Annotated in this window: 22 protein-coding genes and 4 pseudogenes; 12 read left to right on the forward strand and 14 right to left on the reverse strand. The window is 57.2% G+C overall.

Annotation, left to right across the window (positions count from 1 at the left end; genetic code table 11):
- Window positions 1-144: 144 nt before the first annotated feature.
- The 3 genes from RMR21_RS18910 to RMR21_RS18920 form a co-directional block, all read right to left on the reverse strand.
- On the reverse strand, window positions 145-921 hold the full coding sequence (locus RMR21_RS18910) for a molybdopterin-binding protein (protein ID WP_498670978.1): 777 nt from the start codon (window positions 919-921) through the stop codon (window positions 145-147).
- Window positions 918-1,760, reverse strand: coding sequence for a cytochrome b/b6 domain-containing protein (locus RMR21_RS18915; RefSeq protein WP_498670979.1), 843 nt, complete (start codon window positions 1,758-1,760; stop codon window positions 918-920). The genes RMR21_RS18910 and RMR21_RS18915 overlap by 4 nt, the downstream gene beginning before the upstream one ends.
- Window positions 1,761-1,838: 78 nt before the next feature.
- Window positions 1,839-2,084 (reverse strand): pentapeptide MXKDX repeat protein, encoded by a 246-nt coding sequence (locus RMR21_RS18920; RefSeq protein ID WP_498670980.1) that lies wholly within the window; start codon window positions 2,082-2,084, stop codon window positions 1,839-1,841.
- A 191-nt stretch (window positions 2,085-2,275) separates the two neighbouring features.
- On the opposite strand from RMR21_RS18920, the gene RMR21_RS18925 reads away from it, so the two are divergent.
- From RMR21_RS18925 to RMR21_RS18945, 5 genes and pseudogenes are all read left to right on the forward strand, one after another.
- Window positions 2,276-2,833, forward strand: coding sequence for a sigma-70 family RNA polymerase sigma factor (locus tag RMR21_RS18925; protein WP_498670981.1), 558 nt, complete (start codon window positions 2,276-2,278; stop codon window positions 2,831-2,833).
- A gap of 4 nt (window positions 2,834-2,837) precedes the next feature.
- Window positions 2,838-3,464 (forward strand): DUF1109 domain-containing protein, encoded by a 627-nt coding sequence (locus RMR21_RS18930; protein WP_498670982.1) that lies wholly within the window; start codon window positions 2,838-2,840, stop codon window positions 3,462-3,464.
- A gap of 248 nt (window positions 3,465-3,712) precedes the next feature.
- A pseudogene (locus tag RMR21_RS18935) lies at window positions 3,713-4,269 on the forward strand (IS6 family transposase); the annotation flags it as partial.
- 192 nt (window positions 4,270-4,461) lie between these two features.
- A pseudogene (locus tag RMR21_RS18940) lies at window positions 4,462-5,530 on the forward strand (IS3 family transposase).
- A 379-nt stretch (window positions 5,531-5,909) separates the two neighbouring features.
- Entirely contained in the window at window positions 5,910-7,448 is a 1,539-nt protein-coding gene (locus tag RMR21_RS18945; protein WP_498670983.1) for a hypothetical protein, read from the forward strand.
- Between the two features lie 328 nt (window positions 7,449-7,776).
- Here RMR21_RS18945 and RMR21_RS18950 read toward each other — a convergent pair whose 3' ends face one another.
- Complete coding sequence (locus tag RMR21_RS18950) at window positions 7,777-7,929, reverse strand: transposase (RefSeq protein WP_498671815.1); 153 nt, start codon at window positions 7,927-7,929, stop codon at window positions 7,777-7,779.
- Window positions 7,906-8,112: pseudogene (locus tag RMR21_RS18955) on the reverse strand (transposase); the annotation flags it as partial. The pseudogene RMR21_RS18955 and the gene RMR21_RS18950, both read right to left, overlap by 24 nt.
- A 96-nt stretch (window positions 8,113-8,208) precedes the next feature.
- Here RMR21_RS18955 and RMR21_RS18960 point away from each other — a divergent pair.
- Window positions 8,209-8,421: pseudogene (locus tag RMR21_RS18960) on the forward strand (antitoxin PaaA2 family protein); the annotation flags it as partial.
- 490 nt (window positions 8,422-8,911) lie between these two features.
- Here the strand turns inward: RMR21_RS18960 and RMR21_RS18965 are convergent.
- From RMR21_RS18965 to RMR21_RS18995, 7 genes are all read right to left on the reverse strand, one after another.
- On the reverse strand, window positions 8,912-9,376 hold the full coding sequence (locus RMR21_RS18965) for a (R)-mandelonitrile lyase (RefSeq protein ID WP_498670984.1): 465 nt from the start codon (window positions 9,374-9,376) through the stop codon (window positions 8,912-8,914).
- 114 nt (window positions 9,377-9,490) lie between these two features.
- On the reverse strand, window positions 9,491-10,276 hold the full coding sequence (locus RMR21_RS18970) for a carboxymuconolactone decarboxylase family protein (protein ID WP_498670985.1): 786 nt from the start codon (window positions 10,274-10,276) through the stop codon (window positions 9,491-9,493).
- A 245-nt stretch (window positions 10,277-10,521) separates the two neighbouring features.
- Entirely contained in the window at window positions 10,522-10,929 is a 408-nt protein-coding gene (locus tag RMR21_RS18975) for a cyclophilin-like fold protein (protein ID WP_498670986.1), read from the reverse strand.
- Window positions 10,930-10,937: 8 nt separating this feature from the next.
- A complete protein-coding gene (locus tag RMR21_RS18980; RefSeq protein WP_498670987.1) occupies window positions 10,938-11,594 on the reverse strand; it encodes a DUF4405 domain-containing protein in 657 nt (218 codons plus the stop codon).
- Window positions 11,595-11,654: 60 nt separating this feature from the next.
- Window positions 11,655-12,128, reverse strand: coding sequence for a hypothetical protein (locus RMR21_RS18985; protein WP_498670988.1), 474 nt, complete (start codon window positions 12,126-12,128; stop codon window positions 11,655-11,657).
- 104 nt (window positions 12,129-12,232) lie between these two features.
- Window positions 12,233-13,339: an alpha/beta hydrolase gene (locus RMR21_RS18990; RefSeq protein WP_498670989.1), complete on the reverse strand. Its 1,107-nt coding sequence runs from the start codon at window positions 13,337-13,339 to the stop codon at window positions 12,233-12,235.
- Between the two features lie 68 nt (window positions 13,340-13,407).
- Entirely contained in the window at window positions 13,408-14,643 is a 1,236-nt protein-coding gene (locus RMR21_RS18995) for an MFS transporter (protein WP_498670990.1), read from the reverse strand.
- A 97-nt stretch (window positions 14,644-14,740) separates the two neighbouring features.
- On the opposite strand from RMR21_RS18995, the gene RMR21_RS19000 reads away from it, so the two are divergent.
- Entirely contained in the window at window positions 14,741-15,628 is an 888-nt protein-coding gene (locus tag RMR21_RS19000; RefSeq protein ID WP_498671817.1) for a LysR family transcriptional regulator, read from the forward strand.
- Window positions 15,629-15,668: 40 nt separating this feature from the next.
- Here RMR21_RS19000 and RMR21_RS19005 read toward each other — a convergent pair whose 3' ends face one another.
- Entirely contained in the window at window positions 15,669-16,994 is a 1,326-nt protein-coding gene (locus tag RMR21_RS19005; protein ID WP_498670991.1) for an adenylate/guanylate cyclase domain-containing protein, read from the reverse strand.
- A gap of 314 nt (window positions 16,995-17,308) precedes the next feature.
- Here RMR21_RS19005 and paoA point away from each other — a divergent pair, with 314 nt between their 5' ends.
- The 5 genes from paoA (at window position 17,309) to RMR21_RS19030 (ending at window position 23,157) form a co-directional block, all read left to right on the forward strand.
- Window positions 17,309-17,944, forward strand: coding sequence for an aldehyde dehydrogenase iron-sulfur subunit PaoA (gene paoA, locus RMR21_RS19010; protein WP_498671819.1), 636 nt, complete (start codon window positions 17,309-17,311; stop codon window positions 17,942-17,944).
- Window positions 17,941-18,891 carry an FAD binding domain-containing protein gene (locus tag RMR21_RS19015; RefSeq protein ID WP_498670992.1) on the forward strand — a complete coding sequence of 317 codons (951 nt, stop codon included), beginning with the start codon at window positions 17,941-17,943 and terminating at the stop codon, window positions 18,889-18,891. Before paoA ends, RMR21_RS19015 begins: the two co-directional genes overlap by 4 nt.
- Before the next feature lie 2 nt (window positions 18,892-18,893).
- The gene (gene paoC, locus RMR21_RS19020) at window positions 18,894-21,089 is read left to right on the forward strand and encodes an aldehyde oxidoreductase molybdenum-binding subunit PaoC (protein WP_498670993.1); all 2,196 of its coding nucleotides are present in this window, start codon (window positions 18,894-18,896) and stop codon (window positions 21,087-21,089) included.
- Between the two features lie 56 nt (window positions 21,090-21,145).
- A complete protein-coding gene (locus tag RMR21_RS19025) occupies window positions 21,146-22,075 on the forward strand; it encodes an XdhC family protein (RefSeq protein WP_498670994.1) in 930 nt (309 codons plus the stop codon).
- Window positions 22,076-22,173: 98 nt separating this feature from the next.
- Window positions 22,174-23,157, forward strand: coding sequence for an aldo/keto reductase (locus RMR21_RS19030; RefSeq protein WP_498670995.1), 984 nt, complete (start codon window positions 22,174-22,176; stop codon window positions 23,155-23,157).
- A gap of 505 nt (window positions 23,158-23,662) precedes the next feature.
- On the opposite strand, the gene RMR21_RS19035 is transcribed toward RMR21_RS19030, so the two are convergent.
- The gene (locus RMR21_RS19035; RefSeq protein ID WP_498670996.1) at window positions 23,663-23,800 is read right to left on the reverse strand and encodes a transposase; all 138 of its coding nucleotides are present in this window, start codon (window positions 23,798-23,800) and stop codon (window positions 23,663-23,665) included.
- Window positions 23,801-23,824: the final 24 nt, after the last annotated feature.

Genomic DNA, 23,824 nt, shown 5'->3' on the forward strand with positions numbered 1-23,824 from the left:
CTTAAACTTTACGATGCCATAGCATGTCTTCTTCGATTCAGAGCCCTATCGTTTCAGATTACCAGCAGATGCGGGTTGGAAATCTGCCGGCTTTTCACAAGGCGCGGCCTGTCATGCCCGCCCGGAGAACCAGATTGCTGACCATCAGATGCCAGCGTACCACTCATAACCGCGGTCTTCCCAGAAGCCGCCATTACCGCCGTAAAGGTTGGCAAGATCGGCCACGGCCTCGATGCGCATAAGGTATTTAGCCTGCTTGTAACCGAGCTGCCTTTCGACCCGCAGCCGCAGCGGCGCGCCATGCGGTACTTCCAGGTCATGGCCGTTCATCGAATGGGCCAGAATGGTCTGGGGGTGAAACGCATCGACAAGGTCGATGCTTTCATAATACCAACCGCTGCCATCGAGTGATTTTTCGTATTCATCCGCACAGTGGAAAACGATGTAGCGAGCCTCCGGCTTCAGGCCGACCTTATCCAGTACCGCGCCGAGCGGCACGCCGGTCCATTGGCCGATGGCGCTCCAGCCTTCCACGCAGTCATGCCGGGTGATCTGCGTGCGCGATGGCATGGCTTTCAGGGCGGCCAGCGACAGTTTCGTCGGACGTTCGACCAAGCCGCCGACTTCCAGCTGCCATTGCGAGAATTTCTGCGAAAGCAGTGCCTGATACTGCGCGCCATCTGGCATGCTGGTGCCATTGGCGCGAAATGTCGGCGAGATGTCAGCCGCGGTGAATTCCCGGGCAAGCGTGTTGTCACCCAGCAGCAGACGTTGCGTGCGCATCGTCAGGCCTTCTGCCATGCGCAATGTCTGCTGGACAGTGGGGTTTTCGACCAACGCATCGCAGCCACTGAGGCCGAGGGCGGAGGCGGTGAGTGTTGAGCCGATCAGGAACCGGCGGCGCGTGAAAAGACGGCTCATGGCTTTGGCTCCACATGAATAGCGTAACGACCGGTGATCATCGAGCGCATGTTGTTGAAGACGCCGGAGACCAGAACCATGCCGACATGGACGACGACGAAGGCGACAAGCGCATTGGCGGTGATGAAATGCAGCGTGCGGGCCGATTGCCTGCCGCCGAACAGGTCAAGCAGCCACGGTGCGATGGCGTCAAAACCCGGCGACATGGTGAGGCCTGTGCCGATCATCACGGGCAGCATCAAAAAAATCACCAGCAGATAGGTGAGTTTTTGCAGCACGTTGTAATGGCGGGCCTTTTCACCTTTCGGAAAGCGCAGGCGAGCGTGGTCGGCGATTTCATGGCCGAGATGAGCGGGCGTCAACTCGTCGCGTCGCGGCAGCAGGTCGCGGCGAAAATGGCGGGCGATAAAACCATAGGCCATGTAAATCAGGCCGTTGATCACGAACAGCCACGCGAAAAAGAAGTGCCAACGGCGGCCGGTGGCAAGATCCTGATAACTCGGCAGCGTCGCCCAAGCGGGAAAGCCGCGGGCGGTCGGCACGCCATCGACATTGGAAACGCCAAGTAGGCCGGTCGTGTTGAAGGACAGGCCGCCAATACGGGTGACGCCCTTGACGGAATCACCATCCTCAACCGCTTGCATGGCAATGAAGGATGGATCGTTGTCTGCACCATATTGACCCCAATACAGGCTGGGATGGGCGTTGAAGATTTGCAGGCCGCTGAACAGAAGCACGGTCATGCACAGAACGTTGAGCCAATGTGACAGGCGCACTGTCAAGCTATGGCGACGGATGAGCTTGCGTGTTGCGACAGGTGGCTTGACGGCGGCGTCCATGGCTCTTCCTCATGACGGCTTTTGTAAATGTACGACGGTGCCCCCGCAAAAGCTGCAGGCTGCGGGAGCACCAGTGCATTATTTCATCGTGTCGCAGGTCTTCATCATGTCGGACTTCTTCATATTGTCTTTTTCCATACCAGCCTTGTGCATGCAGTCGGCCTTGCTGCCCATCTTCATGTTATCTTTGCTCATCGTGTCGGTCTTCATTGCATCGGGCTTCTTCATCGCATCTGTACTGGTCTGTGCCTGGACGGCGCCCGTTGCAAGCGAGAGGCCGAGAAGAGCTGCACAGGCGGCAGTGCTGAAAAGACGGATGTTCATAATGTTTCTCCCAGTTGATGTGCCCGCCGCATGCCGCGGCTGTGGTTCACACAAGATCATTCGCGCCCAAGCAAAAACGGTTACAGCAATCACGCCGATGTGATGACGTTTTCATCTCTCGCACGTTCCTCGCTTTTATTTCGGCAGGCGTGTAACGATTTGCCGGCAGGCCCGTATGAACCGGAAACGACATGAAGCAGCTGACCGAGTCCGAACTGAAGGCGCTGATGCTCTTGTCCCTCGACGGGGACGAGGTGGCGTATCGCTGCCTGCTCGATATGCTGCGGCATCTGCTGACCAATTATTATGCCCGAGGGATTGGCCGCTTGGCCGGTGCCGACGTCGATGATCTGGTGCAGGACACGCTGCTCTCGCTGCACCAGCGACGCATTACCTATGACCGCGAGCGGCCGTTTACGGCATGGTTTTTCACCATCGCCCGTCACAAGCTGGTAGATCACCACAGACGGGTCGGTGGTCGGTCTTATCTTGGGCTGGAAACGGTCGAGGAGATCAAGGACGGATATAGCGAAGACGCTGTTTCGGCCAGTATGGACGTCAACCGGCTGCTAGCCAGTCTGCCTGCCTGGCAGGGTGCGATGATACGCCAGGTACGGCTGGAAGGCCGTTCGGTGGCTGAGACAGCCGCCAGGGGCGGCAAGACAGAAGCGATGGTGAAGATTGGTATACATAGGGGCATCAAGGCATTGGCTGCGAGATTGAGAGGAGAACGTGGCGAAGATGGATGATTTCATGGACAGCCTGGCAAAGGATTTGCAGCCGGTGCGCAAAAACGCATTGGGCAAGCTGCTGGCGTTCGCGCTTTTGCCGGGCTTGGCGCTTTCGGCAACGTTTATTCTGCTCGTCCACGGTCTTCGGCCCGACCTTTCAACGGCGCTGTCCCAGCCCGCTTTCTGGGCAAAGTCGGCCTATCCCCTTTCTTTGGCGATCATTGGCGTCCTTGCGCTGGTGAAAGTCGCGCGCCCCGGCGGCAGGCCGGTGAGCAGCAGCTTGCCCGTGCTGATCATCTATGTGCTTCTGTTTGCACTTGGCATCATTCAATTGAACGCAGCTTCCTCGCCCGAAGAGCAGCGCAGGCTGATCATGGGCATTTCCTACTGGTTCTGCCCTCTGATTATTCTGGCGTCCGGTGCGCCGCTGATGGTGGCGACGTTCTGGTTCCTGCGGCGCGGAGCGCCCACCCACCCACATTTTGCCGGTTTCATTGCCGGCATGACAGCGGGTTCGATTGGTGCCTGGGTTTATAGCTGGGGATGCACCGAAAACGGGCTGACGTTCGTTGCCATTTGGTACACGCTGGGCATCTTGTTATGTGGTCTGTTGGGGGGCGTTTTTGGACGATCCTTGTTGCGGTGGTGAGCATCGGACGTGAGCTGGCCGACGAGTACCACACCAGCCAGTCCAGCTCATATGGGGGTAATGCCACTTCTACTAAGTGTTTGTTTTCGCGTGAGTTTGATGTCGGACAGGTTGGCTTAAGGCCGGCGCCTCTATCCTAAACGAAGCGATCACCGCACCCACGCCTCGAAATTTCGATGCGATCGATATGTGCTCGCTCGGCACTGTAACGTTAACCGGTCGGCGATTGGCGTTTGCGATCTTTCGGCATGACCCAAGCCGTTCGTGATCCCCTTTATCGCCGCCATCGGTTTTCAGCTGAAGTGATTGGTCATGCCGTCTGGCTTTATCTTCGTTTCCCGCTCAGCTTGCGGATGGTCGAAGACTTACTGGCGGCGCGCGGGATTATTGTCTCGCACCAGACAGTCCGTCTTTGGGCCGAAAAATTCGGGCGCCACTTTGCCAATGAAATCCGGCGGCGTTCAGCCGGAAAGCTCGGCGACACGTGGCACCTCGATGAAGTCGTCATCTCTATTGGCTGCAAGAAACACTGGCTGTGGCGGGCTGTCGATCAGGATGGCTTCGTTCTCGACGTGCTGGTGCAGAGCCGCCGCAATACCAAGGCCGCCAAACGTTTGATGCGAAAGCTCTTGAAGGACAGGGCCATTCGCCGCGCGTCATGATCACTGACAAACTGCGGTCCTACGGCGCTGCCAAGCAAGACATCATGCCCGGCGTCGATCATCGTTCACACAAAGGGCTTAATAACCGGGCGGAGAATTCCCATCAACCGACACGACGGCGAGAGTGGATCATGAAGGGCTTTAAGTCAGACCGACATCTCCAGCGTTTCGTCTCCATTCATGACCCGGTCGCCAATCTCTTCCATATTCCACGCCACGATGTCCCGTCCCACCATCACCGCGAACTGAGAGCCGCGGCCATGCAAATGTGGAATAAGATCGCACGCCTGCAGGCAGCATAAGCGAGAGCGACGGCCGAGACCTTTAACTTTACGATGCCAGACGAACATATCATCGGCATTCTGAACGAACACGAGGCGGGCACGCCGGTCTCGGAGCTTTGCAGTAAGCAAGGTGTCAGTGATGCGAGCATCTACAACCGGAAGGCTAAGTAAGGTCTTTCAAAGCTGCATTGTCGAGCATCGCATCTGCCAGGAGCCCCTTTGAAAGATCTTTTGGGAAGAAGTGGTGACGCCCGCAGCCAAGCGGAAAGCTGTCGTATATCTGATAGATCATCACTCGATGAGCGAATGGCGGGCGTGTGAAGCAATGGGCTTTTGCCGTATGACGATCCGTTATGAAATCAGGCGCAGCGATGACCATGACCTTCGCGAGCGAATGAAGGCGCTGGCGCATGAACGCCGGCGCTTCATGTGCTGCTCAGACGCGAGGGCCACCTTGTGAACCACAAGAAGCTCTTCCGGCTCTGTCGGGAGGAGAAGCTGACGGTGCGCAAGCGTGGCGGGCGTAAGTGGGCAATAGGCACCCGAACGCCGATGTTGATCCCGACGGCCGCCAATGATCGCTGGCCGCAAGTTCCGGATGCTTCCGATCGTGGATGACTGCAGGAGGGGACGCTTGGGCCTCGTCGCCGATACGTCCCTTTCCGGCTTGCGGGTTGCCCGTGAGTTGGACCTGATCATCGAGAGACGTGGCAAGCCGAAGATGATTGTCAGTGACAACGGCAGTGCGTTCACCAGCAATGCAATCCTGCAATGGGCGGATCGGACGAAAGTGAAATGGAACTATATAGCGCCTGGCAAACCGATCCAGAACGCCTTTATCGAAAGCTTCAATGGACGGCTACGAGACGAGTTCCTGAATGAGACCCTCTTCTCATCACTGACCCATGCTCGATCTTCGCTTTCAGCCTGGCGAGGAGATTACAACGAACATCGACCACACTCTGGACTTGGCTGGATGACGCCTGCAGAGTTCGCTCAAACCATCAACCTGCGACGTGATGCGGTGCTGCGCAGCCGAAATAGCTCCGCACCGCAACCCGCCGCTACCGCCCAGAATGCAGCAACCCAAAACCGCTGGAGCGAACTCAAAACTGGATAAAACTTGGGGGCAAGGTCAGCGCGGCGCGGCATGAGGCTACCTTGAGATGAGCGATCTCACTCCACGTCTGCATTGCCGTTGCTCGTCGTTCAGGATGGTGAACAGACGGAATGTCACGGAGGGGTAGGTTAAAGATGTTGGCGATCGGATCATCGGATAAAACGAAACGCTGAAGCTATCGCTTTTATCTGAAGGGTTTCATGATCCGCTCTCGCCTCCCTGTTTGAGCCATGCCCGACGCCTGACATGATCTCCCGCTTGGCTGCAGCCTAATCGCAACGTGTCAGGGATCATCACTTCAAGCGCTCTGTAGGCTTGACATCATGGCTGCGGCAATCTCACATGCGCGCCTTCAAGCGGGCAAGGGAGATTGATCGAGATGCGGCACATGCTTATCACGGCGACGAGCGCCATTATCATGGCGTTAACCACGGGTGCGTCCGCGGCGGATATCAGCCAGGACGGTGCCGACGACATCCGTGACAATCTCAATCAGTTGCTGCCCAAGGACATCGCCAAGACTGCGCCCGTTACGGTCACGCCAGCCGGATCGCGCTACGAGATCGTCTATGACTTTGCCAAAATGCTGGCGAAGATCAAGAAAAAAGATTTCGATATCAAGGGCCTGAGGCCCTTCAAAATGTTCGCCACACCGCAGAACAGCGGACTCTGGGATATCGAAGGTAATAACAACCTTAATGTCACCGGTCATTTCGCCGGGCCCGATAAGAAGCGCTCGGATTTCACCTATTCGGTTGCCGACATGCGGTTTAATTCGGTCTTCGATCCTGCAATCAGCTATTTCCGTTCCGGTGATTTCAGCGCCAAGGAGCTGAAATTCACCTCGTCCACCGACACCGATGTGGTCAATGCCAGCTTTGGCGATATGATCTACAAGTTGAGCTCGGCTGAAAACGCCACTGCCGGCCGTCTGGATTTTGCTGCCAACGGCAAGTTCAGCACCTTTGCGGAGCAGGTCAGCGGCAAGGAAATGCCGCCGATCCAGATCTCGGCAGACAGTCTTGATTTCGATGCCAAGGTCAATGGCATTGCAGCCAAGGACTTGAAGGAAATTGTCCTCTTCGTGCTCGATCACGTCGAGCAGGAGCATCTCACAAAGGAGAGCGAGACCAAACTCAAGGACCTGCTCGGCAATGCCTTTCCGCTGCTGAGCTCGCTTGAGGAAACCATCAGGCTCAACAACCTTGCCATTACCAGCGCCTTCGGAAGCGGCGGTGCCAAGTCCTTCGGTTATCATTTCAAGGTTGATGGGCCGAGCAACGCGACGCGCATCGGCGTGGCGATGGATGCTGCCGACATGACCCTCGACAGCGTGCTGGTTCCTGTCGGTTACACCGCCTTCCTGCCGCAGGCGCTTGATATTCAGTTCGGCGTTCCAGGCATGGATTTCGCAGCCTTTGGAGACGAGTTCATGAAGATGGACTTCACCAAGGCGAACGGCGACAGCGAGGAGGCGGGACAACAGGCTGCCGAAAAGCTCTTCCCGAATGGTATCCTGAAGGTTGATTTTCCGAAGGTCAGCGCCAAGTCCAGCGTCTATGACGTCGAGGTATCCGGGGAGATGGAAGGCCGCGTCGATACGCAGACGAACTACAAACTGAATGCATCGATCGTGGCGCGTGACTACGACAAGACGATATCGGCCGTACAGGAATTGGCAAAGACCAATCCGGATTTGACCCAGGCATCCTTCGGCCTGATGATGATCAAGGGCTTTGCCAAGGCCGATCCCGATGGCGCGCAGCGCTGGGATGTGGCGGTTGCCAGCGATGGCTCGGTCAGCGTTAACGGCCAGCAGATCAAGGGGCCGGACGCACCGGCCACTGACGAGGCCTCACCTTCGGACGAGGCGGCTCCTTTTGATGAGACGGCACCTTCCGACGAGACCAAGCCCTGATTGATAAGGCTCGCTTTGAAAGCGGGTCTTTTTTGTTGTGCGGTAAGACAATGACGAAGCGGTGGCTAGCGGCAGCAGGACTTGCCGCCAGCGATGCTAAAGCCCGCGTTACCGGCTTCTCGAGCATTCGTGACTGTTTGCGTGTGGCGGCCGCGTTCGCCACCATTTCGAGCCTAAGGTTCACCCAACGCCCCCGACGGATGGGCCCCGTTTCCGTGTCTGGCTGCCAAGGCGAAGGATACCTCCGATGTCGCGACGACAACAACCGAGACGCAGATTTTGACCTGATGACATCTCACGGCAATGCAAGCCTGGGACGTATCGACATTCAGCGTAGCCAGATCATGGCAGCGGCGAGATGAACGAAGCCTTTGAAATGGATTGTCGTGTGGTCGTAACGGGTTGCGAAGCGGCGGAGGTGCTTCAGGCGGTTAAAGCATCTTTCGACCCGGTTTCTGTAACGGCTAAAGCGGCGATGCACAGTCTTCCATTTGCCATAGCGTTCCGGCAGGTCACACCAATGCGCACCCGACCGCAGGACCCACAAACATCCATTTACGAACACGCGGCTATCCGAGCCTGTGCGACCCGGATCACCAACTTTACCGGGCAAAAGAGCTGCAATCCTCGACCATTGCGCCTCGTTCAGCTCATATCGCTTCACTGTCACCACACGCACCATGGCAAAACATCGTCGCCTTTGAATTGATTGCGCCGTTGGGGAATCCTGAATGTCCATCCGACCTAAATCTTGAAGGCACGGGGGATTACTGTATCAGATGCAGTTCGCATATTGCTGACGAGGACTGCCAAAGAGGATGCCTTGCCACTTGAACCTTTTTCAGGCAGCGAGGCTTACGATACTTGGTTTCGAGTCAAGGTGCTTGAGGCGCTTAATGATACAAGACCGGATATTTCCGACGATGAGGTCGAGGCTCATTTCGAAAGGCGTCGACAGACCGCACGCAATTAGGCGCCGGGTATAACGTCTTGAAGCTGACTTGGTTTGTGTTGCCTTATCGGACCGCGACTCATTTTTTACTTTTATCGAGTTGGAGGACCCGGCGGCTGCCGTTCTCGCCAAAGGACAGTTCGTCATTGCGGTGCGTCGCACCGCATGCAATTACAGAAGCTGTGGTTCGCATCCTGCGTGTCTTGCATGCGGCTCAGGAATGGCCTGAAGTTTTTTCAACCAGGCAGCCTTTTCATAAAGGTTTCGGATCAAGGTGTTCGCGGTTCGTTTTCCTACAAATGCAACTATCTGGCGACCACTGCTGTCTTTCAAACTTCTGCCTTTCACAGACCTCGTCCCACAATTTATTGTCTGCACACAATTGCGCTTCAGATAAGCAAAGTTCCCTCTTCAAGCCTGCGGCCATCCATTCCAATAAATTCTAAAGATACGTTTCTGACGCTGAGATCAAATGTCAGGTGATAGCCTTATCCATCACCTGACACCAATGTCAGTCGAGGTATTGTTGGTCGGAGACCTTCTCCATCCAGTCCACGGCTTTCTCGTCCTTGACGTTGGTCACCGCAATGTGGCTCATGCCGTTCTTATCGGTCGCGCCGTGCCAATGCTTGACGCCTGGTGGTGTCCACACGACATCCCCGGCCCGGAGGGTTCGCTTTTCGCCGCCTTCCTCCTGCACCCACCCCGATCCCGAGGTGACGATCAGGACCTGTCCTGCTGGATGCGTATGCCAGGCTGAACGGGCCCCCGGTTCGAAGGTCACAAGACCGCCGGAATTGGTTGTGTGCGCATTGTTCATGTACAGCATATCGACCATGACCGAACCGGTGAAATTGGCTTCTGCCCCTTTCGCTGTCGGTCTTGAACCCGCCGGGAAGATCTCGCTGGATTCCGCGAATGCCTGTGGTGTGCCAATCAGGCCGACGGCCATGGCAGTTGTCGTGAGTACTTTCATCGTCTCGTCCTTTTTGTCTTAATCGTTGCAATCTCTGTTGGGATAGTTGAGTCGCAGCTGATCAATGCGTTTCGGCGCGTGGTCAGTTGGGTCCCGTGGCTTTTGTCTCAGCCCTTATGATGGCCGCTTTTCGATGACGTCTTTCACCACCGGAACGGCAGAAAAAACGTTCGGCCAGCCAGCATAAAAGGCCAGATGCGTGAGCATTTCGGAGGCTTCTTCCGGCTTGAGGCCGTTATCCATTGCCCGGTTGAGGTGATAGGTCACCTGTGCAACCTGCCCGTTGGCAATCAGCGACGTCACCGTGATCAAGCTTCTGTCCCGCGGAGCAAGGTCCGGCCTTAGCCAAACATCCTTGAACAGAAGGCCGTTGGTGAATTGCGCAACGCCGGGTGAAGTGGGTGCCACTGTCTGCTCCACGGTGGATTGCCTGGTCGCATCTTTCTTTTCGTCCAGCGTAAGGAGTGGCGGCGACGCGTCAGGGAGCTGGTCCGCACCAATGCCACGCGCGGCAAACACATCCTTGGCCACGGCCACGGCAGCCGTCGCATTTGCCCAGCCGGCGTAGTAAGCCAGATGAGTGATGATCTCCGAAAGCTCGGACGGTTTGACGCCGTTATCAAGGGCGAGATTGAAGTGATATGCGAATTCGATAGGCTGGTTTTTGGCAATCAGTGTCGCAACGGTAATCACGCTGCGGTCTCTTGGGGTGAGGCCTGGACGTTTCCAAAGATCGCCGATCAGGACAGTTTCGGTATATTTCGCCAGTGCTGGCGCGACCAACTGCATGTCCTGCAGTGTGACGGGCGTATTGGCAAGCGGATATCTCTTGTCATCGGCAAAGGCAGGGGCTGTGGCAAGCGAGACCGAGAGCGCGGTGGCGGCAAGGTGCTGTTTCATGGGGTGAGGTCCTTCCGTTGAATGACATGCACGAGCGCAAAAAGCGTTCACCCGATGGATATGGCCATTGATCTGCAGACTATTAGAGGTCGATTTTCGATAGGACTTATGCGTCCGCTCCATAAATCCACCTATTGGACGTAGCGCCAATGATGTCTCGGATGTTCGGCATCGTGAAACGCGGTCCAAATAGTCTCGAGTGAGGGGCGCAGCAAAGTCCGGTGTCTCTATTTGCGCCCGCTGGTTCAACGGGCCTTGTCGACTGTAACGGTTACTGTGCCGGGACGGTCGAAGATGGAAACATCGCCCTTGACCTCGCCCAGAATGGCGATGCCGGGCGAAGGGACCTGGCCGTCTCGGTAGTAGATGACGAAATCGCCCGAACTCCACAGACCGAGAGTACCGGTCGAGAACGCACGCTGACGCGGAGCGGTGGGCAGCGCCGACGGCAGGTTGCCGGTCTTTTCCTGACGCAGATGGTCATCCATCGCAATCGTCAGCGGCAACATGTCGGCAAGCGCACGGGCGGCGGCGTTGTCGGCCAGTTCGGCGGTTACGGTGCCCCAGTCTGATGAAATCGAAATACGGTCTTGCGCCAAGGCGGATCCTCCAAGCAGTGTTGTCAATGCAGCGGCAATCATCGATGTTTTCATTGTCGGTTTCATCCATCACCTTTCAGTGTTTGATTGTGAGCTTTGGCCAGCGATCGCAACAGGACCAGGGCGTAGTGGGAGACCACTGCGACACCAGCAATGACTGCTGTCCAATGTGCAAAAAACGGTGTCACCGACGCGGTGAAGTCCCAGAATTCAATGCTGTAGCCGAACATCAACTTGGTCGATACATCGAGAACAGCAAAGCTCCAGACGCCAAGCATGAACAGGATTAGGGCCGCACACCTCAGCACGAGGATCCTGATGCGGGACGGTGAAAGTTTTAAGAGGGCAGCGGCCGTCGCCATCACCCGCGTCCAGTGGCTGCCGACATGGATGGCGACAATCACCGCCACCCAATAGGCTGAAAACCAATGAAACTCGATGATGCGGATATTGTCCGTTAACCGCAGGAAGCTCAGCACGAAGCGCGAGATCAACGCGCTGGTGACCAGTAGAACCGCCATGTTGATCGCAAGCCAGGCATGGACGACGAAGACCGCCCATCGACGGGCATCATAACGACCGATGCGCAATTTCAGGAACCAGCGTCTGTTGATCCAGATGTGCCAAATGAGCACCCCGAACATGCCCGTTCCAAAGATTTCGTGCGGGGCGTTGTCGAGCCACCAGTACGCAAGCGAAAGCAGCAGGAGCGCGGCCATGCCAGCAGGAAGAAGGAGGCGATCAGTTACCAATTGTAGCATGGCTGCGTCTCGCTCCTATCACAGCCGATCGTCATCAGATATAGCTCCATCAAAGGTGAACATGAACTGTTCGGACTGACGTGACCGGTGGCAGGAGTAGCAGCGAGCGACATTCTCGTCGGCCTTGACTGTCCCGTCGGGCCAGAACCACTGGTATTCCCATTGGTCAGCGCCATCACCGATTTTCTGTCCGACGAGATAGCGCGTCAGGACATCGTTCTGATAGTCAACGAGAACCATGTGCGTGCCAGTGGGAACAGGCCGACCGGCTTTGAGCGCTGCAATTGCCGCGGGGCTTGTCAGCATATGCTCGCGGGTGATGCCCCGGCGAACCGTCGTGTAATGCTCAAGCTGTTCAAGTGGTGGGAATGTGACTGTGTTTGCGGCGGCCAATGCAGTACCTGGCGACAGCTTGGTTTCAACGAGGCCGTAGCCTGTGAGTGCGATCAGAAAGGGCAGGACGATCATGCCGAACCAGCGAAAAACAGTCATTGCCATGATCCTTGTGCCGTTCGATCAAAATTTTCCAGCATAATCCGGATTGTCAGACGGCCCGAGGCCGCGAGCAACGCCCGCGACCCCGGTCCGCCTGATGCTTAGGCGAGGTGCTGATCGAAGAAGACCTTCAGCTTGTCGAAGGGGATGAGGTCGACGCGGTCGTAGAGATCGACGTGACCAGCGCCCTTCACCCAGACCAGTTCCTTCGGCTCAGCGGCGCGATTGAAGGCGTCCTGGCTGAATTCTTTCGAATGCGCCTGATCGCCCGAGATGAACAGCATCGGTCGCGGCGAAATCGTCGCAATGTCGTTGAACGGGTAGAAGTTCATGAACTTGACGCTGCTGCTCAACGTCGGCTTCGTCGTTGTCTCTCTGGCGACACCGGTTGGCGTGAATTCACCGCGAGGCGTGCGATAGAAATCGTAGAATTCTCGCTGGATCGGGTCCGTATCGGCGGTCAGTTGCAGTGTGGTGCCTCCGATATACTGGATATCGGCGCCGTCAGCCTCAGCCCATCGTTGTTGCGCTGCCGTTGCGATGAACTGCTTGCGCTGCTCGACTGTCTGGGACTTGTTAAGTGCATCGCGGAAGGCAGCGCCCATGTCGTACATGCTGACGGTTGCGACCGCCTTGATACGCGGATCGATCTTGGCGGCGCTGATGACGAAGCTGCCGCTCCCGCACACGCCGATGGCGCCGATATTGGTGCGATCGACGAAAGCCTGCGAGCCGAGAAAATCGACACCGGCGCTAAAGGCCTCGGCATAGACTTCCGGGGAGACCAGATTGCGCGACTGCCCTTCGCTTTCGCCCCAGAAGGGCAGATCGATGGACATGGCCACGAAACCCTGCTCGGCCATTTTCGTGGCGTAGAGATTGGCGCTCTGTTCCTTCACGGCACCCATCGGATGGCCGACGATGATCGCCGGGTTCTTCGAAGCGCGGTCAATATCTTTGGGTAGGAAGAGATTGCCGGCGGCAGTCATCTGGTACTGACTTTTGAACGCGACCTTCTCCATGGTCACGCGGTCGCTGGTGTAGAAATTGGACGCGCCGTTGGACATGTCTTGAGCCTTTGCAATTGTCATGTCGAAAATGGACATCGCGCCGAAGGCGGCGACGCCTGCACTGGTCATCTTGAGAAGGTCGCGGCGATCAATGCCGGTTTTTTGTGTTATCGTTTCGTCTTGATCTGGATTGGTCATCTGCATGTTTCCTTGAAAGGTGATGGGATGGGATTTTTTGCATTGGATGAAATGACCGCCGTCACCGGTCAGTGGCGTATCGAGAAACGCCATGCGGCGATGGAGAGCAGGAACGAGGCGACAAGCATGCCAGCGGCGAAGAGGAAAGCCGTCCACCATCCGTAGCCATCGAACAGCACGCCGCCGATCGAAGCGCCAAGGGTGATCGCAAGCTGGATGGTTGCCACTTGCAGTCCACCACCTGCCTCCGCATCGTCAGGCATGGTGCGGCTGAGCCAGGTGCCCCAGCCGACGGGAGCGGCGGTGGAGAACAGGCCCCAGCCGATCAGAAGTATGGCCGTCATGATCGGGGATGATCCGAACGCGATCAGTCCCAGGGCCAGGATCGCCATGATGAGAGGGATCGTGCCCAGAATGAGAAACAGGCGCTTGTGCAGCAGTTGGCTGACGATGGTGGTCCCGGCGACGCCTGCCAGACCCATCAAGAGAAGCAGGAGGGAGAGCGTCGATATCGAGACAGAGGTGACGGTTTCCAGGAATGGGCGCAGATATGTAAACAGGGCGAATTGACCCATGAAGAGCAGCATGATCGCGACCATGCCGATGGCAACCGGAGGCCGGGCAAGCAGCCTGAAGACATTCGACGAGCCTTCATGACGGCGTGGAGGAAGCGACGGCAGGCTGATCCACTGCCAGACAAGGGCGACCAGCGCAAGAGGGACGACGGCAAAGAATGCCCCGCGCCAGCCGATATAGCTCCCGAGCAGGCTTCCAAGGGGTGCGGAGATGGTCGCTGCAATGGCGTTGCCTGCGTTCAGCATGGCAAGGCCCTTGGGAACGGACTCTTCCGGTACCAGCCGCATGACGATCGAGGTCGACATAGACCAGAAGCCGCCAATGGCGACACCGAGCATGGCGCGCCCGATCATCAGGACGATATAGTTGGGCGCAAATGTCACGATCGTTCCCGAAAGAACCAGCATCAACGAGAACGCGGCAAGAACCAGACGCCTGTCCAACCGGCGCACTAGGCCCGCGACGAAAATGCTGGTCAAGACGGCAAAGATGCCGGAGATCGAGATCGCCTGGCCAGCACGACCTTCCGTGACACCCAGTTCGGTTGCAATCGGTGAGAGGAGGCTCACCGGCATGAATTCGGAAGCAATCAGGACCGCCACGCACAAGGCCATTGAAAAGACGGCGCCCCAGGCAGCCTTGTGCCCATGCGTGTTCTGCGGTGCCGGAATCGCAGTGTCGCTGCCGCTGTTGTCGAATTCGGATGATGTGAAAGCTTGATGTGTCATGGCGACACTATATGCCGCGCCCAGTTCGAAGATTAGTCATTGCAATTCACTTGGACTTATCGACTTATGACATTAATCAATGATGACAGAGGCGACCATGAAGCGGGAAGATCTCAATGACATGCTGTGGTTCCTGGCGGTCGCGGAGGAGCGAAGCTTTACGAAGGCGGCAGCGAAACTCGGTACGTCGCAGTCCACGATCAGCCACACGATCAAAAAACTTGAAGCGCGGATGGGCCTCCGCCTTTTGACGCGAACAACCCGCAGTGTGGTTCCAACGGAGGCGGGTGAGCGATTAATCCGATCACTGGCTCCGCGCATCGAGGAAATTGAAACCGAGATCGATGCGCTGATGGAGATCAGGGACAAACCATCTGGTTCGGTCAGAATAACCCTTTCCGATCACGCGCTTGAAAGCGTCGTCTGGCCCAAACTGCGATCGGTGCTGCATCAGTTTCCCGACATCAAGGTTGAGCTGAACAGCGATAACGGTTTCCGGAACATCGTTGAAGAAAAGTTCGATGCAGGCGTTCGCTTGGGTGAGAGCTTGGACAAGGACATGATCGCTGTCCGCATCAGTCCAGACTGGCGGTTGGTCGCGGTCGCGTCTCCCCGGTATCTGGAGGCCCGGACAACCCCCTCGACGCCACAAGAACTGGTCGGTCACGATTGCATCAATCACAGGCAATCGCGATCGGGTGGTCTTTATGCCTGGGAGTTCGAAAAGGACGACAGGGAGGTCCGGGTTCGTGTCGAGGGACAACTGACGTTCAATTCGTCGTACACGATGATTGATGCCGCAGTTGCCGGATATGGAATCGCCTATGTGCCGGAAAGCCTCGTTGAGCGAGAGCGTGCATCTGGACAATTGATACAAATCCTGAATGACTGGTCTCCCATGTTTACGGGCTACTATCTGTTCTATCCAAGCAGGCGGCAAAACTCGCCCGCGTTCAAGGTCGTGGTCGATGCTCTAAGGGCTTGACGGTCCCACTGGCGTCGAGCACGTCACAGAATCGAGCGCATTACTTCAAGAGGGCATCAGCGAACGTAAAGACTTCGACCGGTGAAATCAGATTGCGGATCGGATAGGGTCCAAGGCTCGTCAGTGCTAGATGACGGCTTGCCTGACGCGCTGTTGCCGAACAGATCAGGCAGTCTGTTTCTGTCTGTTTGTTCAACTCCTGAAGCCTCTGTGCCAGATTGACCGCGTCTCCGTATACCGTGTACGTTTGGCGATCGTCAGCACCGATCGTTCCAGCAGCGACAAGCCCGGTGGCGACTCCGATCCTGATGCTGATACTAATCCCGTCGAATTGCTGATCCTGCGTTGTCTTCAAAATGTCCCGAGATGCGGCGAGTGCGCGCTCGGCATGGTCTGAAACTGGAAGTGGCGCATTGAACGATATCAGCACGGCGTCGCCGATATAATTCACGACGACACCGCTATGTTGGTCGGCGATATCCGTGACGGCGCTGAAGAAGGCGTTCAGAAAACTTACCAGTCTCAAGGGCGGCAAGCCCGCTGAAAGGCTAGTAAATCCCTTGATGTCGACGAACAGAAGTGTTGCCAGCCTGGTCTGGGGAACCAAGTGCCCTTCATCGAGAAGCTCGCGAAACACGGGGGCCGGAACGTAGCGGCCAAAAATCTTTTGAACGCGCCGCTCACTCTCTCTGGCCTCGGCGTGTTCGCTCACAACCCGTCGTGCCCTGTGGACCGCCAGCGCCGCAATGGCGGTGACCAGAAGGATCATCAGTGTTTCCTGAATCCTTGACGCCAGACCAAGAAAATCAGGGTTGAGCACGGTCTTGAGATAGACATCTCGCGTTGGAGAGATGGGAAGGTTGGCGTAGGTCACAACCTGCGACATTCCGGACATGATCCACCATGTCGCGAAGAGAAGTCCGCCTGCTGCCCACGCTCCGGTCCACAGAACGAGCGGGGGCGAGAGTGTTAACACGGCGGCTGCAACGATCAGATAGTAATGCTGCACCGAGCTTGTCAGGAAGACGAGGTTCTGGGGTATGTCTCCCCCGCTGCTCAAAGGTACGAATGCGAGCAAGACCGTCACGGCTGAAGCATCGAAGGCGAACAGTGCAAATCTGGCAGGTTTCTCATAGCGTGTGGCGATCGCCGCAAGCGACGTCAGCCCACCGAGAGCGATAAGCGTGGTTATGCCGAAAATTCCCAGATTGATCGGGTAGTAGTAGCTGAGCAAAAAGGTGATCGCGAGCACCATAATGGCTACGGTCCGGCCTATCACGGCGATCCTGAAGCCTGCACGTTCGGCCTTCCGCAGCGCAACAGCGGTCGTTTCGGCAACGTCGAATGCAGGGCGTTTCTCAACCATCTTGTTCCAATCGTCCAGTCCCATCGCAAACCAACGCGGGCGAACAAGCTGGGATAGGACAGGATCGGTTTTCAGGCTTGTCGAACCCTAGCGCACCATATGGCACTCGATCATGTGGGATTAGCCCGAGAATGCTGCATGGACTTATGGATTTCCAACATCAATGGAGCACTTTCTACGTCGGGATATTTATGTCGGGAGCCGATAAGTCCAAGCGAATAAGACCACCTAATCATTTTAAGAGGCGCCATTACTTTGTAGTGTGGCGTGGTTTCTCCGCGCTCGACAAAACCGAAAGCGAAGCGGAGCCGCATATGCAAAGCCCCATTCAACTTGAGATATCGCGACGAAACCTGCTCATATCCTCAGCAGCGACAGTTGCAGTGACCGGTGTGGCCGGGGACGCGATCGCACAGTCGCCACCTGAGGGTGAAAAACTCACATCGAAGGTTTCCATGACCATCAATGGCGAGAGCAGGATCCTCGACGTCGACAACAGAACGACGTTACTCGATGCGCTGCGCGAGCACCTTCATCTTACGGGAACCAAGAAAGGATGCGACCACGGGCAATGCGGTGCCTGTACCGTGATGGTAGACGGTCGGCGTATTAACGCCTGCCTGACGCTGACAGTCATGCATGAAGGTGGTGACGTGATCACGATCGAGGGGCTTGGAAAGCCAGGTGAGTTGCATCCCCTGCAAGCAGCCTTCGTCAAGCACGATGGGTTCCAGTGCGGCTACTGCACCCCCGGACAAATCTGTTCCTCCGTCGCATTGCTGGAGGAGTTCAAGGCCAACATTCCAAGCCACGTCACCGGCGATCTGACCGCGCAGGCAAGTATTACACCTGAAGAAATCCGCGAGCGTATGAGCGGCAACATCTGTCGGTGCGGCGCCTATTCCAACATTATTGACGCTATCGTGGAAGCTGCGGGGACAAAAGCATGAAGGCCTTTACATACGAGCGCGCCTCATCCGTCGACATTGCCGTAAAGGCTGCAGCTTCCAATCCGCACGCCCGGTTCATTGCCGGTGGTACGAACCTGCTCGATCTGATGAAGCTTGAAATCGAGGCCCCGACACATCTGATCGACGTCAATGGTCTCGGCCTGGACAAGATCGAAGCCACGCCGGAGGGTGGTCTGCGCATTGGGGCGCTGGTGCGCAACACAGAACTTGCGGCGGATGAAACGGTCCGTCGCGACTATGGGATTCTGTCGCGCGCGCTTCTGGCCGGGGCATCGGGACAGTTGCGCAACAAGGCAACCACTGCCGGGAACCTGCTACAGCGGACGCGCTGTCCGTATTTTTATGACACCAACCAGCCGTGTAACAAACGCCAGCCGGGCAGCGGTTGTTCAGCCATAGGCGGCTTCAGCCGCCTACACGCGGTCGTCGGTGCCAGTGATACCTGTATTGCAACCCATCCAAGCGACATGGCAATCGCCATGCGCGTTCTCGACGCCGTCGTGGAAACTGTCAAACCGGATGGCAGTCGAAATGTCATACCTATCGCGGAACTCCACAGACTGCCGGGCGAAACGCCGCATATCGAGACCAGTCTGGAGCGTGGCGAATTCATCACCGCCGTCGTCCTTCCCAAGCCGCTTGGTGGACAGCATATCTACCGCAAGGTCCGCGATCGGGCATCCTACGCTTTTGCCATCATTTCGGTTGGCGCCGTCATCCAGCGGGATGGTACCGGGCGCGTTGCGGTTGGTGGCGTTGCCCACAAGCCATGGCGCATTGAGGAAGCAGATGCTGAGCTTCCAAACGGGGCTGCGTCAACATCGGCTGTGCTTTTTGCGGACGCAAAGCCCACCGAACATAATCGCTTCAAGGTCAAACTGGTCGAACGCGCGTTGAGTGCGGTCATTGCCCAAGCAAGGAGCTAACCATGCAGTTCGATAAACCAGCAGGCACCAATCCGATCGACCGGTTGAAGGTTGTCGGCCAGCCAATTCTTCGCATCGACGGGCAGCTCAAGACGACCGGCCAAGCCATGTACGCCTACGAATGGCACGATCCAAAGACGCGCTACGCCTACGGCTACCCTGTCGGTTCGGCGATAGCGAAGGGGTCCATTAAATCCATCGATACGAGCATTGCCAGAAAGGCGCCGGGCGTTCTCGCAGTGGTCACTGCCGTTGATGTCGGGGAGCGAAAGAAGGGCAAGTTCAATACGGCGAGGCTCTTTGGCGGTCGTCAGATACAGCATTATCATCAGGCGATTGCAGTCGTTGTTGCCGAGACGTTCGAGCAGGCTCGCGCGGCTGCGGCTCTTTTGGAGGTCGATTATGCCGAGGAGCAGGGGAGCTTCGCGCTGGAAAAGGCCATGGACGCGGCGACCAAACCCGAAACCGGCGATCCCGATTCCAGTGCAGGTGACTTCGACGCCGCCTTCAAGGCGGCCGCCGTGACCTGCGAAGAAACCTACACCACGCCCGATCAGTCCCACGCCATGATGGAACCGCACGCATCCATAGCGGCCTGGGATGGCGACGATCTGTCGCTATGGACGTCGAGCCAGATGATCGACTGGTGGCGCTCCGACCTTGCGACGACGCTTGACATCGATAAGGAGAAAATCCACCTGATGTCGCCGTTCATTGGTGGCGGTTTCGGTGGCAAGCTGTTCCTGCGCGCTGATGCGGTTCTTGCCGCCTTCGGTGCAAAGGCTGCCAAACGGCCTGTTAAAGTCGCCCTACCGCGACCATTCATCATCAACAATACGACCCATCGTCCGGCGACAATCCAGCGCGTGCGCATTGGTGCACAAAGGGATGGGAAAATTACTGCCATCGGGCACGAAAGCTGGTCGGGTGACCAGGCGGGCGGGCAGTTGGAGGCGGCCGTGCTGCAGACACGGCTGCTTTATGCCGGCGAAAACCGCATGACCGCGATGCGGTTGGCAACGCTGGATCTGCCCGAAGGCAATGCCATGCGGGCACCGGGCGAAGCGCCGGGTCTCATGGCTCTTGAAGTTACGATGGATGAGATGGCGGAAAAGCTCGGCATCGATCCGATCGAGTTCAGGATCATCAATGATACGCAGGTCGATCCGGAAAATCCCGAACGGCCCTTTTCCCATCGTGACCTTTTCGGCTGTCTGAAGCTAGGTGCCGAGCGCTTCGGCTGGGACAAACGCGGCGCGCCCGGATCGCGGCGCGAAGGCAACTGGCTGATCGGCATGGGTGTCGCCGCCGCCTTTCGCAACAACATGATGCTCCCATCCGGCGCAAGGGTCCGGCTGGACAATCAGGGCATCGTGACGGTCGAGACCGACATGACCGATATTGGAACGGGCAGTTACACCATCATTGCGCAGACGGCGGCAGAAATGATGGGCGTCAGCATCGACAAAGTAGGCGTTCAACTGGGCGACTCCCGCTTTCCCGTGTCGGCCGGTTCCGGTGGACAGTTTGGCGCCAACTCTTCGACGTCAGGTGTCTACGCTGCCTGTGTGAAGCTGCGCGACGCCATTGCGCAGAAGCTTGGCTTCAACTCCGACGACGTGGTCTTCGAGAACGGTCAGGTGTTGTCCGGCAACCGGTCCGTGTCGCTTGCCGAGGCCGCGGGTCCCGAAGGACTTGTAGCCGAGGATACGATGCAGTGGGGCAATCTGACCGAAACGCATCAGCAATCGACATTCGGCGCGCATTTCGTCGAAGTCGGCGTGGATGTCGCAACGGGCGAGACCAGGATCCGCCGGATGCTGGCGGTCTGTGCTGCCGGTCGCATCCTCAATCCCGTAACGGCCCGCAGCCAGGTCATCGGGGCGATGACCATGGGCGTGGGCGGTGCGCTGTCGGAAGAGCTTGCCGTCGATACGCGCCGCGGCTTTTTCGTCAACCATGATCTTGCCGGTTACGAAGTTGCAGTTCACGCCGATGTGCCCCACCAGGAGGTGATCTTCATGGACGAGACGGATCCGATGTCGTCGCCGATGAAGGCGAAGGGTATCGGCGAACTCGGCTTGTGTGGCGTCTCGGCAGCGATTGCAAACGCCATCTATAATGCAAGCGGCGTCAGGGTTCGCCATTATCCGATCACGCTCGAGAAGCTGCTCGATGGCCTTCCGGATGTGGCGTAACGCATATAACGGCGGGTCTTGAGGATCTGCCGTCTTCACTGAAAGGGATCTTTCAAGTGGTCGATAGTTCAGCCGGTGCGTTGCTACCAACGCCTGTGAGGGCGATATCGAGTGACGAGCCTTCAAAGCTTCTTCGGTTTGCCGTCACAGCGTACCGGGAGGGTCCCGTTGCGCTTGCCACACTCGTTGACATCCGAGGCGGAGCAGCCCGCGCGCTTGGATCGCATGTGGTGGTGGCCGCAGACGGCCGTTTCGCCGGTTATGTTTCGGGCGGATGCGTCGAAGCAGCTGTTGCGGCCGAAGCGCTTCTGGCCATGGAAACCGGATGCGACCGTATGGTATCCTTCGGCGACGGCTCTCCGTTCCTCGATATCGTCCTTCCCTGCGGTGGCGGCATCACGGTCGCCATTCATGTGTTGCGATCGGTCGATGTTATAGAGCATGTGCTGCAAAGCCTGGAGCAGCGCAAAGTTGCAGGATTGAAATATACGCCCGAACGACAGACACTGACGGCTATCGATCCGCCTGACTCTGCGGGGGTGAGAAACGGAGATGTCCATTTGGTTTATAGGCCCGTCACCCGCCTCATCCTGTCGGGTCAAACGAACGAGACGCAGAGTATCTTGAGGCTCGCCGCGGCTTCAGGTTACGACTGTATCGTCGATGACGACAGCGAGCCCATCGGGCGCCTCGGCCTCAAGATCGATCCCTACACCGCAGTCACACTTCTTCACCACGATCTCGACCGCGAGGGGCCGGTTCTCGACACAGCCTTGGGATCGCCCGCATTCTATATCGGCGCTTTGGGCAGCACGAGAACCCATGGCAGGCGCATGGAACGCCTATGCGCTTCCGGCTGGCGTGGCAGTGACGTTGAGCGCATCAAAGCGCCTATCGGTATGTTTGGACCGGCACGAGATGCAACAACGCTCGCGCTGTCGGTTCTCGCGGATGTGGCTGCTGCCCGATTGATCACTTATCCATGATACGCTGGTGGCGAAAAAAAACTGCCGTATGAAAACTGCAGGATAGACGACCGCTAACCTGAACCGACTTGAAATACCAACTCAACAGGATGTTTCCGATGCAAAAACGCAAGCTGGGACAAGGATTGGAAGTTTCTGCGTTGTCTCTCGGCGCAATGGGATATGGCAAAGCCCGCGAACTGCCAGACAGAGCGGAGATGATCACGCTTATCAGGCACGCGGTGGAACATGGAATGGACTTTTTCGACACTGCGGAAGTTTATGGGCCATTCACAAACGAGGAAATGGTTGGCGAAGCGTTGCGACCCGTTCGTGACAAGGTAAAGATCGCGACCAAGTTCGGCTGGGATGTCGATGCTGATACCGGCGTTCATCATGGCGGCGTGAATAGCAAGCCCGACCATATCCGCCGGGCGGTCGAAGGTAGCCTTAGACGTCTGCGCACTGATCATATTGATCTTCTCTATCAACACCGTGTCGATCCAGAGGTGCCCATGGAGGACGTCGCGGGCGTGGTAAGAGATCTAATCGTGGAGGGAAAAGTCCGCTGGTTTGGTCTCTCGGAGGCTGGGCCATTATCGATTCGCCGCGCCCACGCGGTGCAGCCGGTCGCTGCGCTGCAGAGCGAATACTCACTCTGGACCCGTGAGCCGGAGACGGAAATCCTTCCGACGCTTGAAGAGCTCGGCATCGGCCTTGTCCCCTTCAGTCCGCTAGGAAAGGGCTTCCTGACAGGCAAGATCGCCGCCGACACGAAGCTCGACAACTCGGACATGCGTAACTCCATTCCGCGCTTCTCACCCGAGGCTCGCAAAGCCAATCAGCGGCTTGTCGATCTCATTACATCTATTGGCTCCAAACAAAGCGCAACCCCTGCGCAGGTAGCGCTCGCTTGGCTCCTAGCTCAAAAGCCTTGGATCGTTCCGCTTTTTGGCACACGCAAGCTCGAGCGCTTCGAGGAAAACATTGGCGCGCTTGAGGTTGAGTTGACGGCTGAAGATCTTAGCGAGATACGGTCGGCCGACATCCCGATTGAAGGTGCGAGGTATCCGAAAGAACATATCAACCGCGTCGGTCTGTAATCCCCATGGTGAACAGGTAGGCTTCTCTTCAAGGACAGTGGTTTCGGCAGGGGATCACCGCCCGCCGCACCTGGCATGAAGCACGCTTGACCTATCGGTTCGCCCTGTCAGCGAGTACCGAAAGTTCCTTGGATTATCGAACACTTCACCTGCACCGCTATTGTGGTGTCACGATTACGCGTCCGAGCCTAGCAGCCTGTTCGGCGCGACGCTGCGCGTCGGCCATCCGCGCAGTCTTGGATCAAATCCTCAATGAACCTATACGCGTATCGGGTAGCGCCATGATCGGCCACCATGAAACAACTCATAACGGTCAGGCGGTGCATGAGAAGGTGGCCGGTATCATTGGAGTATCCGTCTTGATCAAGTTGGTTTTGGTGTCCATTTTCGGTTATTCCGCAGCAAAGCGTTTGCCAGAACGATGAGCTTTCATATGACGGCAGCGATGGGGACCTTGGGTCGCTTTGAGTTGGTCGTATTTGGCACTGATATTCTGGCTTAAGCGTCAGGCGACGAGGGCAGGCATGTAGAGTGCGTAGCGGACGATGGACCTTCCGCCAGCACTGAAAACGCGTCCGGTCCATCGTCCGGACTGGCGGGACAGGGGTGCCAGACCAGACAGAGCGGCTGCGGCCGTCTCCATCCAGTTCGCCGAGTTCCGGCATTT

The organism is Agrobacterium sp. rho-8.1, from assembly GCF_033957725.1.
Lineage (GTDB): Bacteria > Pseudomonadota > Alphaproteobacteria > Rhizobiales > Rhizobiaceae > Agrobacterium.